Annotated in this window: 10 protein-coding genes; all 10 read left to right on the top strand. The window is 53.7% G+C overall.

The genetic code is table 11. The features are described 5' to 3' along the window. Positions 1–23 precede the first annotated feature (23 nt). Positions 24–2,876: an ATP-dependent DNA helicase DinG gene (dinG, locus tag AC27KL_RS04970; protein WP_339324341.1), complete on the top strand. Its 2,853-nt coding sequence runs from the start codon at positions 24–26 to the stop codon at positions 2,874–2,876. A gap of 60 nt (positions 2,877–2,936) precedes the next feature. Further along, complete coding sequence (locus AC27KL_RS04965) at positions 2,937–3,611, top strand: redox-sensing transcriptional repressor Rex (protein WP_036710109.1); 675 nt, start codon at positions 2,937–2,939, stop codon at positions 3,609–3,611. Further along, positions 3,577–4,887, top strand: coding sequence for an amidohydrolase (locus AC27KL_RS04960; RefSeq protein ID WP_487169044.1), 1,311 nt, complete (start codon positions 3,577–3,579; stop codon positions 4,885–4,887). Before AC27KL_RS04965 ends, AC27KL_RS04960 begins: the two co-directional genes overlap by 35 nt. Positions 4,888–4,911: 24 nt before the next feature. After that, positions 4,912–5,427: a cell wall elongation regulator TseB-like domain-containing protein gene (locus AC27KL_RS04955; RefSeq protein WP_339324344.1), complete on the top strand. Its 516-nt coding sequence runs from the start codon at positions 4,912–4,914 to the stop codon at positions 5,425–5,427. A gap of 327 nt (positions 5,428–5,754) precedes the next feature. Beyond that, entirely contained in the window at positions 5,755–6,279 is a 525-nt protein-coding gene (locus tag AC27KL_RS04950) for a hypothetical protein (RefSeq protein ID WP_339324345.1), read from the top strand. After that, positions 6,279–7,781, top strand: a complete 1,503-nt coding sequence (locus tag AC27KL_RS04945) for an AAA family ATPase (protein WP_339324346.1) — start codon at positions 6,279–6,281, stop codon at positions 7,779–7,781. The genes AC27KL_RS04950 and AC27KL_RS04945 overlap by 1 nt, the downstream gene beginning before the upstream one ends. Positions 7,782–7,928: 147 nt before the next feature. Next, a complete protein-coding gene (locus tag AC27KL_RS04940) occupies positions 7,929–8,801 on the top strand; it encodes a 3-hydroxyacyl-CoA dehydrogenase family protein (protein ID WP_339324347.1) in 873 nt (290 codons plus the stop codon). Beyond that, on the top strand, positions 8,798–10,006 hold the full coding sequence (locus tag AC27KL_RS04935; RefSeq protein ID WP_487169043.1) for an acetate kinase: 1,209 nt from the start codon (positions 8,798–8,800) through the stop codon (positions 10,004–10,006). The genes AC27KL_RS04940 and AC27KL_RS04935 overlap by 4 nt, the downstream gene beginning before the upstream one ends. A gap of 51 nt (positions 10,007–10,057) precedes the next feature. Next, positions 10,058–11,353, top strand: a complete 1,296-nt coding sequence (gene asnS, locus AC27KL_RS04930) for an asparagine--tRNA ligase (protein WP_036710124.1) — start codon at positions 10,058–10,060, stop codon at positions 11,351–11,353. A gap of 18 nt (positions 11,354–11,371) precedes the next feature. Further along, positions 11,372–12,064, top strand: a complete 693-nt coding sequence (locus AC27KL_RS04925) for a DnaD domain-containing protein (RefSeq protein WP_036710126.1) — start codon at positions 11,372–11,374, stop codon at positions 12,062–12,064. The last annotated feature ends 143 nt before the right edge of the window (positions 12,065–12,207 follow it).

The raw sequence follows: 12,207 nt of genomic DNA, 5'->3' as shown, positions 1-12,207 counted from the left end.
GAACGAAAGGATTAATTTTGATCATGAAATTTGCCGTACTGGATTTTGAGACAACAGGCAACCAGTCCGCCGATGAGATCATTCAAGTTGGACTTGCCATCATAGAAGAAGATTTGACGATATCCCGCGTGTACGGTTCCTACGTCAAACCGACGGTGGAAATCCCGCCGTTTATTACGGGGCTGACCGGTATAACCGAAGAGGATGTGGCGGATGCGCCGCCGCTGGAAGAGATGCTGATGGAGCTTGTGCCGATGCTGGACGACGTCGTCCTGGTCGGGCATAACGTCGCGTTCGACTTCAATTTTTTGCAAAACGCGCTGGACAGCTCCGGGTATCTCCCGTTTTCCGGGCGCATTCTCGACACGTTGGATTTTCTTAAAATATGCTTTCCGTCCCTGACTTCCTACCAATTGGGCCAGGTTACGTCGCATTTCGGCATCCAGCATGACCGGCCCCATCAGGCGGACAGCGATGCATTGGCGACGGCTTATGTATTTTTGAAATGCCTGTCAGAACTCAGGGATTTGCCTCTCATCACGCTGCAGCGGCTCACCGAACTGTTTGCCGACGAAGACAGCGATTTGGGATGGTTTTTTGACGGCCTGTGCCAGGAAAAGGAGCAGGAGCCGATTCAGGACCTGAACAGCCATACGTTTTACCGCCAGTTTGCGCTAGCCGTCGAAGACTGGACGGAAATGAAACCGCCGCGGGACGAAACGGACGACAACCCTCTCGCCGGGGTGGAGTTCAAGGAATATTTGGGCGAAATTCAGAAGCGTCTTAAGGCTATTATGCCCCAATACGAGGAGCGCGAACCGCAAACGATCATGTTCGATCAGGTGATGAACGCGCTGAACGAGGACAAGCATCTGTTGATCGAGGCGGGAACGGGCACCGGCAAATCGCTGGGATACCTTATTCCTTCCATTTACCAAAGCGTCAAGCAGCAGCAAAAGGTGATGATCAGCACGCACACGATCAACCTTCAGGAGCAGCTGCGGGAGCGCGACGTGCCTTTGTTGACGCAGGTTGTGCCGTTCCCTTTCAAGGCGGCGGTCTTTAAGGGAAGACAACATTATTTGTGTTTGAGAAAATTTGAACATAAAATAAACAGAAGAGACTTTTTTAATCCCAAGGAAGATACGATTACCGCTGCGCAGATGATCGTATGGCTTGCGCAAACCGAAAACGGCGACGACGAGGAGCTGAATCTCGGGGGAAGGGGCGGCGACTTCTGGGAAACGGTGAGCAGCGATTCGGATTCCTGCCTGGGCCGAGCCTGCCCGTGGTTCCGCAAATGTTATTATCACCGCGCGAAACATGAGGCGGGCATCGCCGACGTCGTCATTACGAACCACTCCAAGCTGTTCACGGACGTTAAAGCGGGTCATCAGCTGCTGCCGTCCTATGAGCGCCTCGTCATTGACGAAGCCCACCATTTGGAGGACGTTGCCGGCAAACATCTGGGGCTGCACATGAAATATTTCAGCGTCGTCCACACCCTTACGCGTCTGTACAAAGATGCGCGGAGCGGACAGCTTATCGCCCTCCGCCAACAACTGCAGTCGTCCGGGCAGGAGCGGGCCGGCGACTGGATCGCGGCGATCGACCGCATCAGCGAAGATTTGGTCGACGTCAAGGAAACTTGGGACAAGCTCAGCGAATCCCTGTTCGCCCTGATGCCGGAAAGGAATGACGCCGCGCCGGGAGAATCCGGGCAATATGTGCTGAGGCTCCAGCCGTCGAAATGGCCGCAGGAATGGGAAACATTGAAGGCGATGGAGAACCAGATCCATGTGAAAATGAGCGAAATCGTCCGCCGCGGCGAAAAAATGCTGGCCGAATACAAGGAAAACGAAGACGATTACAGCGCGGACAGCCTGATAACGGATCTTAGCGGCCTGTTCAAGGACCTGGCTGCCGAACGGGACGATCTGAGGACGTTCATGAATCTGGACGATGCCACCGTCGTTTATTGGATGGAGGCGAGCAGCCATTTCCGCAGCAAATCGCTTCAGCTGTATGCGGTTCCGGTGGACGTCAGCAAACAGCTCAAGGAGTTGTTTTTCGATAAAAAGAAAAGCGTTATATTAACGTCGGCTACTTTGTCGGTGGACAAGTCCTTCCAATACATGATCGATAATCTTGGTCTGCAGGAAGACCAGGAGAGCGGCAGGCTGGTATCCGTGCAGCTTCCTTCCCCGTTCAAATACCGCGACCAGGCATTGCTGGTCATTCCGCGGGATTTCCCGAGCGTAAAAGGAAGCGTCGGCGATCCGGTGTTCGTGGACACCCTCGTGCGGTCCCTGGCCGACGCGGCGATCGCAACCCATGGCCGAATGCTGGTGCTGTTCACCTCGTACCGGATGCTCCGGCAGGTGCATGAACCGCTGAAAAACGCCCTTGCGGGCAGCGATATCACCGTGCTCGGCCAAGGCGTGGACAGCGGCAGCCGCACCAAGCTCATTCGCCGGTTTCAAGACAGCAGCGCTTCGGTGCTGCTCGGTACGAGCAGCTTCTGGGAGGGAGTCGATATCCCCGGCGAAGCGTTGACCTGCCTGGCGATCGTAAGGCTTCCGTTCCAGCCGCCGAACCACCCGCTGAACGAAGCGAAAGCCGAACTGTTGCAGCGCCAGAAGAAAAATCCGTTCATGAAGCTTTCCGTGCCGCAGGCGGTCATCCGCTTTAAGCAGGGCTTCGGCCGCTTGGTTCGTACAGCGAATGACCGCGGAATCGTCATCGTTTACGATACGCGCGTAATCGAGTCTTACTACGGGAAATATTTTCTCTATTCCTTGCCGGGGCCAAAGATGGAGCATATGAATACGGAAAAAATGGTTCCCCGTATATCTGAATGGCTTCAAGAGGGTTAAAATGACCCTTTTCATAGGATCGAACGATAGAAATTAAGCTGTTAAATAGGGGGAACATGCATGAAATCGGAGAAAATTTCCGAAGCGGTCGTCCGCAGATTGCCTGTATATTTACGTTATTTGAATGATTTGCACAAGCGGGAGGTAGCGACGGTCTCCTCCCAGGAGCTTGGCCAGCGACTGGACCTGAACCCGGCGCAAATCCGCAAGGATCTTGCGTATTTCGGGGATTTCGGCCGGAAAGGGATCGGATACGACGTTTCGTACCTGATCGAAAAAATCCGCCACATCCTGAACCTGGATCAGCAGATCAACGCGGTGCTGGTGGGCGCCGGCAACCTGGGACAGGCGCTTTCCAACTACAACTTTTACCTGCGCGAAAACATTAAAATCGTGGCGGTCTTCGACGAAAATCCGAAAAAAATCGGCAAAAAAATCAATACGCTGACGGTGCAGCCGATGGAAGAGATCACGGATACGATCAAAAACCGGAATATCCGAATCGGCATCATTACGGTGCCCGCCGTCGAGGCCCAGAACGTGGCCGACCAGCTTATTGGCGCCGGGATCGAGGCGATCCTGAACTTCGCGCCGACCATTCTGAAGGCGCCGGCCAACATCCGGATCCATGCGGCGGATTTCACGACGGACCTGCTGAGCCTGGCTTATTATTTGAATAACGGAAAGGACGATTCAGCTGATGGCGGAGAACAAGACAAACCAATGGATCATTAAAAACGGCAGCTTTGCCGTGCCTGACAAAGACAAGCCCGTAATCCAGGGCTGCATGGTCATCGAAGGCGACCGCATTGCTTATATAGGGGAAGAAATGCCGGAGCTTGAAAACGATGTTCCCGTATTCGACGGCACGCATCTGTTTTTTATGCCCGGTCTGATCAATACGCACGGGCATGCGGCGATGTCGCTGCTGCGGGGGTACGGGGACGACCTGGCCCTGCAAATTTGGCTGCAGGAGAAAATGTGGCCGATGGAAGCCAAGTTTACCTCCTCCGACGTCTATTGGGGAACGGCGCTGTCGGTGCTGGAAATGCTCAAGGGCGGGACGACGACCTTCCTGGACATGTATGACCATATGGACCAGGTCGCCAAGGTGACAGAAGAGTCGGGAATCCGCGCGTCCCTGATGCGGGGCGTCATCGGGTTATGCTCCGAGGACATTCAGCGTCACAAGCTGAACGAGGCGATCCAGTTCGCACGCGATTGGAACGGCAAAGCGGACGGCCGGATCACGACGATGATTTCGCCGCACGCGCCGTATACATGTCCTCCGGATTTCATCGAGAAATTCGTGCAGGCCGCCTTTGACCTGGATTTGCCGATGCATACCCATATGTCCGAAACGATTGCCGAGGTCGAGCAAAACGTTCGGGATTACGGCTTGCGTCCGGTCGCCCATTTGGAGAAGCTCGGCGTATTTTCAAGACCGTCCCTGGTCGCCCATGCCGTTCACTTGACCGATGAAGAAATCGGCATTTTGGCGCGCAACAACGTGGCCGTGTCCCACAATCCGGGCAGCAACCTGAAGCTGGCGAGCGGCGTGGCCCGCGTGACGGATCTGCTCAAAGCGGGCGTAACGGTCTCGCTCGGCACCGACGGCGCGGCCAGCAACAACAATTTGGACATGTTCGAGGAAATGCGTCTTGCGGCGCTCATCCACAAAGGGGTGTCCGGCGACCCGACGGCGGTTCCGGCTTACGAAGCCTTGAAAATGGGAACGGTATACGGAGCGCAATCCCTTTTCCTGCAGGACGTCGGTACCCTTGCGCCGGGCATGAAAGCCGATTTTATCGCACTAAATACCGATCAAGCCCATTTTCTTCCGCATACCGATCTGATTTCCCACGCGATCTACTCGGCTAGCGGCAAAGACGTCGAACATGTGTGGGTGGACGGCAAGCAGATCGTGAAGCATGGCGCGTGCCTGACGATGGACGAAGAGCGCATCCGCCGGGAAGCCCAAGCCGCGTTCGAAGGTCTCTTGTCCCGGTAAGAACGGCCAAAGATAGGGGAACTTATGCTAAAGAACAAAAAGAAATGGATTTTTCTCGGCATCGTCGCGTTTCTGCTGATCGTGTTCGGGCTTTACCGTTATTACATATACGTAACGCAGGATATCCGCGCGCAAGAGACGGCGGCCATTCTGAAGGCCAAACAGGAGACAAGCCTCGTGAAGGTGACCGAAGCCCAAAAATCGGTATGGGATACGATCTGCTGGGCGATCGAAGGGTTGGACAAAGACAACCGTCCGATCATGGTGTGGGTGACGATGGACGAAAACGGCAAAGTGAAATCGGGCGAGGGCGCGGTGCATGAAGAGCTGCTCTCAAACGGCATGTCGGAAAATCAGATCAAGGAAAAAGCGACGAAGGAAATTCCGGACGTCAAAAAGCTGAAGGCCGTGCCCGGGATGTACAACGGCGAATACGCATGGCAGCTTTTTTACTGGTCCAAGGATCATTATTATTATCAATTCTACCGGTTCAGCGACGGCCAAAGCATCGGGGGACCGTTTACGCTGCCTAACCGGTAATCCGTCTAAACGCATTGATGCGAATCATTAGCTAATAAATGGAAAAGAACCTCATGAAAATGGGGTTCTTTGGCGTGCGCAGGATAATATTTTAAATACTTTCACACATTACCTTCGATTTAGTATATACGATGTGATATACTCTATATTGTGATTCAAAGATATACTCTCTGAAAATGGTGTGACCGTCGTGTTTAATGCAGATCGAAGAAGCTTGGAATGACCGTGTCTTAGAAGCTTTGCTTAAAGCTCCTTTGCCGCGGTTGTCTATTTTTCGTATGATATAGATAAGATAAGTTTTTTAGAATAAGAGAGGAGGACAACGTCTTGAAACTGCGTCCAATACCAATTGCGCTTACTGTTGTCATATCGGCGGCGGTGCTGTTCGGCGGATGGTTCGTTTATCGCCAGACGACGATGCAAGGGCCGCTGCAAAAAATCGTTCAAAATTATAAAGGCGTCAACAACGCCCAATTCGATATTACCCGCAATCAGATCAATCTGAAACTGGATTTGAAGCCTGACACGAACTTATCGGGACTTGTAAACCAAATTACGACCAAAGGCAAATCAGTGGTGGGCAACCGCAAGCTGAAATTCGATTTCGTGGACCATTCCTCCGAGAAGCTGAACCGTTTCTGGAATTCCGCGATGTTCTCCGTCGCCGAAGCGATGGACAACAAGAAATATACCGAAATTCCGGCCAAGCTGGAGCAGCTGGCCAAAGATTCCGGCATCAAAACCCAAACGGAGATGGATACGGACAACGTGTATATCAGCCTTAGCGACGGCGATTCCAGCAAGTTTATCGTGCTGCCCCGGAACCCCGCGAAGATAGGGGTGTGGGAATAATGCCAAGATGGACCAAAGAGGTGCTGGTCGGTTTCGTTCCGGTATTGCTCATATTTTTGGCTTATATCGGCGTCAATATCATTCCACTGATCATTGCGGCGCTGCTGATCGGCGGGCTGCTTTTCATGGCGAGCGTTCGCGGCGGACTGGCCGTAGGAGCCGGGGCGGAGCGCAAACGCAAAAAAAGAGGGCCCAAGAAGCTGACGTTCGAAGAAATCGGCGGGCAGGATCATGCGAAGCAGGAGCTGATGGAGGCGCTGGACTTTTTGATCAAGCATGAAGAAATCCGCAAGCTCGGCATCCGTCCTTTGAAAGGGATTCTGCTGACGGGACCTCCGGGAACCGGGAAAACGCTGATGGCGAAGGCGGCCGCGCATTATACGGATTCCGTATTCGTGGCTTCGTCCGGCAGCGAATTCGTCGAAATGTACGTCGGCGTCGGCGCCGGTCGCGTGCGCGAGCTGTTCCGCGAAGCGCGGAACCGCGCTGTAAAGGAAAACAAGCAAAGCGCGATCATCTTCATCGATGAAATCGACGTGATCGGCGGCAAACGCGAAGGCGGACAGCAGCGCGAATACGATCAGACGCTGAACCAGCTGCTGACCGAAATGGACGGGATATATTCGTCCGACAGTCCGAGAATTTTGCTTATCGCGGCAACGAACCGCAAGGAAATGCTCGACAGCGCGCTGCTCCGTCCGGGACGTTTCGACCGGCATATCCAGGTCGACCTGCCCGATAAAAAGGGGCGCGAGCATATTCTCCGGCTGCATGCAAAAAACAAGCCGCTTAAAGAGGGCGTCGACCTCGGGAAAATCGCCGAGGAATCCTTCGGTTTTTCCGGGGCGCAGCTCGAGAGCGTCATGAACGAGGCAGCCATTTACGCGATGCGCGAAGGCTTAAAAGAAATCGAACAAAAACATTTGTCCATGTCCATAGACAAGGTGATGATGGGCGAACGCACCGACCGCGAATCGACACTCGAAGAGAAAAAACGGGTTGCGATTCACGAGCTTGGCCACGCGATCATGGCAGAGCTTGTCCGTCCGGGCAGCGTCAGCCAGGTTGCGCTCAGCCCGCGCGGCAAAGCGCTTGGTTACGTGCGGCATAATCCGACCCAGGAACAATACCTGTACACCAAAACGTTCCTGGAGGAGCAAATTATGATCGCCCTTGGCGGCGCCGCGTCGGAGGAGATTTTCTACGGCGGACGCAGCACCGGCTCGAGCAACGACTTCGAGCAGGCGCTGAACATCGTGCAGACCATGATGAAATCCGGGTTGACGTCCCTTGGCATCGTCGATTTGGACATGGTGACGAAAGAAGAGCTGATGAAAGAAAACAATGCCATTTTGGAAGAGCTCATGAAACGGACGCGGACGATGCTGGAGGAACGCCGGACGATTTACGAACAGTCGCTCGATATCCTGCTGAAGGAAGAAACGCTGTCCGGAGACCAATTTCGTCGACTATTTCGTGAACATTCCCAATTACCAGCATAATTTGTGATGCTGGTTCTTTTTTTTTACTTTTTTTCTGTGCTAAGTTATTATTATAGTTTGGGTCACCATGTACCCTCCTACATTAAAGATACGGGTACGACATAGAAAATTCGCAAACAAGTGGCCATAGGAAGGTGGAAGAGAAACATGTACTTTAAAAAGATTGGCGTCATCGGCGGGGGCACGATGGGTCAAGGCATCGCCGAAATGCTGGCGACGCGCGGCCTGGACGTGCTGCTCGTGGAGAAAACGCCGGAAAAACTCGATTATTCGTATTCCATGATCGAACTCAGCTTGGACAAACAGCTCGAAAAATGGGCCATTACCCAAGCAGAAAAAAAATTGATTTTGGGCAGAATTCATAAAGTGGTGCATCTTGCGGAGCTCGGCACATGCGACATGGTCATCGAGACGATCTCCGAAGACCTGGACGCCAAACGCGTCGTGTTCTCGCAGCTGGACCAAGTATGCCCTAGCCATATCATTCTTGCCAGCAACACGTCTTCGCTCAGCTTGACGGAGCTGGCCAGCTCGACCATGTATCCGGAGCGGGTGATCGGCATGCACTTCATCCATCCGGTAAGCAAAGTCGACCTGGTCGAAATCATCCGCGGTTTGAAAACTTCGGATACGACGTTTACGGAAACCAAACGTTTCGTTGAGGAAGTCGTCCATAAAAAAGGCATCATGGTCTATGAATCCCCTGGTTTCGTTTCCAGCCGGATGATTTGCCTCATGATCAACGAAGCGCTGCATATCCTCCAGGAAGGCGTGGCTTCTCCGGAGGACATCGACGACGCGATGCGCATCGGATACCAGTTCCAATACGGACCGCTGGAGATGGCCGACCGTTTCGGCCTCGACTCCGTCCTGGCAGCGCTGGATCGGATGTTCCGGGAATTCGGCGAGCTGAAATACCGTCCGTCGATCGTGCTTAAAAAGATGGTGCGCGCGGGGCATTTGGGCGTCAAAACAGGCGAAGGCTTCTTCAAGTACGACAAGGATGGTGACCGGGTATGAAAATTTTAGTCATTAACGCGGGAAGTTCTTCCCTTAAATACCAGCTGTACGACATGACCGACGAATCCGTGCTTGCCAAAGGGCTGGTGGAACGGATCGGCATGGATTCCTCCATCGTAACGCACAAACCTGCGGGACGAGCCGACGTGACGGAAGTGAGCGAAATTTTGGAGCATACGACGGCGATTCGCAAAGTGCTCGGACTGCTGACAAACCCTGAGCACGGCGTGATCGGTTCGATCGACGAAATCGACGCGGTCGGGCACCGCGTCGTTCACGGCGGCGAATATTTCGGCGAGTCCGCGGTCGTGGACAGCGACGTGAAGTCCAAAATCCGCCAGCTCTTCGACCTGGCGCCGCTTCACAACCCGGCTTCCATGATGGGAATCAAGGCCGCCGAAGCCAACATGCCGAACATTCCGCAGGTTGTCGTCTTCGATACCGCCTTCCATCAATCGATGCCGGAACATGCGTACCTGTACGCCATTCCGAGAGTGCTCTATAAAAAACATAAAGTAAGACGCTACGGCGCGCACGGCACGTCGCATGATTACGTCAGCCAAGCCGCGGCGGAATTCCTGGGCCGTCCAATCGAAGATCTGAAAATCATCACTTGCCATATCGGCAACGGAGCCAGCATCACGGCCGTGAAAAACGGACGTTCCATCGATACCTCGATGGGCATGACGCCGCTTGAAGGCTTGATGATGGGCACGCGCAGCGGCGATTTGGACCCGGCGATCGTGCCGTTCGTCATGAACAAGGAAGAATTGACGGTCAACGAGGTCAACTCGATGCTGAACAAACATAGCGGACTTTTGGCGATTTCGGGCATCAGCAGCGACATGCGGGAAATTACCGAAGGGATGCAAAACGGCGACGCCAATTCGAAGCTGGCATTCGACATGTACGAATACCGTCTCCGCAAATACATCGGTTCGTATGCCGCCGTCATGAACGGCGTCGATACGATTGTCTTCACGGCAGGCGTCGGAGAGAATTCGGTTGTTTTGCGTGAAAAAGTATGCGAAAATTTGACTTATCTGGGCGTCGAGCTGGATAAGGAATTAAACGCGATCCGTTCCGGCGAACCGCGCCGCATTTCTTCGGCCGATTCCAAAGTGGAGGTTCTGGTAATCCCGACCAACGAAGAGCTTGTTATCGCCCGGGACACGAACCGCCTCGTACAAGGATTGAAGTCGTAGACGCGATATCATCGAATTCAAGCAAGTTATTGTAAAGGGAGAGATTTAGGCATGGCCACCAAAAGTGTGATTCGTGACGTGAACAAGCACGTAGGAGAGACCGTTACGATCGGCAGCTGGATTCATAACAAACGTTCGAGCGGAAAAATCCAGTTTCTGCAGCTGCGTGACGGCAGCGGATATATTCAGGGCGTCGTCGTGAAAAACGAAGTTTCCGAGCAGGTATGGAACGATGCCAAAAGCCTGACGCAGGAAAGTTCGGTATACGTCACCGGCGTCATTCGCGAGGAGCCGCGCAGCCAGTCCGGCTATGAAATGACGGTAACGGGACTTGAAATCATTCACTTGACCGAAAATTATCCGATTACCCCGAAAGAGCATGGCATCGATTTTCTGATGGACCATCGCCATCTGTGGCTGCGTTCGCCGAAGCAGCGCGCCATTTTGGTCATCCGCGGAGAAATTATCCGCGCCGTTCAGGAATTTTTCGATCAAAACGGATTCACACTGGTCGATCCGCCGATTTTGACTCCGACGTCCGCGGAAGGAACGACGAACCTGTTCCACACGAAATATTTCGAAGAGGACGCTTATTTGACGCAAAGCGGCCAGCTTTACATGGAAGCTGCGGCCATGGCGCTCGGTAAAGTCTATTCCTTCGGGCCGACGTTCCGCGCCGAAAAATCGAAAACCCGCCGCCACCTGATCGAGTTCTGGATGATCGAGCCGGAAATGGCCTTTACCGATCATGAAGAAAGCCTTCAGATCCAGGAGCAGTTCATCACGCATGTCGTGCAATCCGTCGTGAAAAACTGCAAGAAGGAACTGGAAGCGGTCGGACGCGATATTTCCAAGCTGGAAAACATCCAAGCGCCGTTCCCGCGCATTACGTATGACGATGCCATCAAATTCCTTCAGGAAGAAGGCTTCGACATTCCGTGGGGCGAAGACTTCGGGGCACCGCACGAAACGGCCATCGCCGAGAAATACGACAAACCGGTATTCATTACGCATTATCCGGCGGGAATCAAGGCGTTTTACATGAAACCGGACCCGAACCGTCCGGAGGTCGTGCTGTGCGCCGACATGATCGCGCCGGAAGGTTACGGCGAAATCATCGGCGGTTCGCAGCGGATCGACGATCCGGTCCTGCTGGAACAGCGTTTCAAGGAGCATGACCTGTCGATGGAAACGTACCAGTGGTACATGGATTTGCGCAAGTACGGAACGGTGCCGCATTCCGGATTCGGTCTGGGGCTGGAACGTACGGTAGCTTGGATCTGCGGACTCGATCACGTTCGCGAAACGATTCCGTTCCCTCGCACATTGTATCGCCTCTACCCTTAATAAAGAGAGGTGAAGCTCATGGACGGCGCAGGATGGAACGCATGGGCCGAGGGTGCTTCCTTCGGCCTGGGATCCGGCATGGCGGTCATTCCGTATGTGCTGCTCCGGCATTACCGCAAATTGAAGCTGAGCGATCAAGAGGTGCTGCTGCTCATCCATCTGATATCTTTCAAGCAGGTAGAGCACAAAGATTTTCCGACGCTGGAGGAACTTCAGGAGGTCATGGGCGTCTCGGCCCAAGCCATCGCCCAAAGCCTGCAGAAGCTGCTGAAAGCAGGGATGATCAGCATCGACGAAGAACTTGACGAGCTCCGCAACATTCAATACGAGCGGTACAATTTGTCCGGCTTGTTCGAGAAGCTGGGCATGCTTTTGGCGGATCAGCGGAAAAACAGGTCCACTCCCGCGTCACGCCCGCATTCGGACACCGGTCCGGAGCAGGAGGCGGGCCGCAATCTGTTCGTCGTGTTCGAGAAGGAATTCGGACGGCCCCTGTCGCCGATGGAACTGGAGGCCATCTCCGGATGGATCGATCAGGACCGTTATCCGGAAGAACTGATCCGCATGGCGCTGAAGGAGGCCGTATTTGCCGGGAAGGTGCATTTCCGGTACATCGACCGGATTTTGCTGGAATGGAGCCGCAACCGGGTCAAAACGGTCAGCGATGCCAAAGCCTATACGCAAAAATTCCGCAACGGCGGACGAGCATAACATGACGGGCCGCATGCGGCGGGCGTTTTAATGGCGAGATGTTTTGAAATTCCACGTAAAGCGTGCCTTTCCGGTGCATTCGGAGGGCACGCTTTTGTGGTAAAATACATAGGAAACGAAAGTAAGGACTGATCGAAAATCGA

The sequence above is a fragment of the Paenibacillus sp. YAE3 genome, from assembly GCF_057546105.1.
The sequence above is the reverse complement of the archived record's forward strand: the minus strand, read 5'-3'. Positions and strand labels throughout refer to the sequence as shown.

What these genes read in the sequence shown, in the direction of transcription:
- dinG (WP_339324341.1), top strand. Translation starts at nt 24, where the DNA reads ATGAAATTTGCCGTACTGGATTTTGAGACAACAGGCAACCAGTCCGCC.
- AC27KL_RS04965 (WP_036710109.1), top strand. Translation starts at nt 2,937, where the DNA reads ATGAAATCGGAGAAAATTTCCGAAGCGGTCGTCCGCAGATTGCCTGTA.
- AC27KL_RS04960 (WP_487169044.1), top strand. Translation starts at nt 3,577, where the DNA reads ATGGCGGAGAACAAGACAAACCAATGGATCATTAAAAACGGCAGCTTT.
- AC27KL_RS04955 (WP_339324344.1), top strand. Translation starts at nt 4,912, where the DNA reads ATGCTAAAGAACAAAAAGAAATGGATTTTTCTCGGCATCGTCGCGTTT.
- AC27KL_RS04945 (WP_339324346.1), top strand. Translation starts at nt 6,279, where the DNA reads ATGCCAAGATGGACCAAAGAGGTGCTGGTCGGTTTCGTTCCGGTATTG.
- AC27KL_RS04940 (WP_339324347.1), top strand. Translation starts at nt 7,929, where the DNA reads ATGTACTTTAAAAAGATTGGCGTCATCGGCGGGGGCACGATGGGTCAA.
- AC27KL_RS04935 (WP_487169043.1), top strand. Translation starts at nt 8,798, where the DNA reads ATGAAAATTTTAGTCATTAACGCGGGAAGTTCTTCCCTTAAATACCAG.
- asnS (WP_036710124.1), top strand. Translation starts at nt 10,058, where the DNA reads ATGGCCACCAAAAGTGTGATTCGTGACGTGAACAAGCACGTAGGAGAG.
- AC27KL_RS04925 (WP_036710126.1), top strand. Translation starts at nt 11,372, where the DNA reads ATGGACGGCGCAGGATGGAACGCATGGGCCGAGGGTGCTTCCTTCGGC.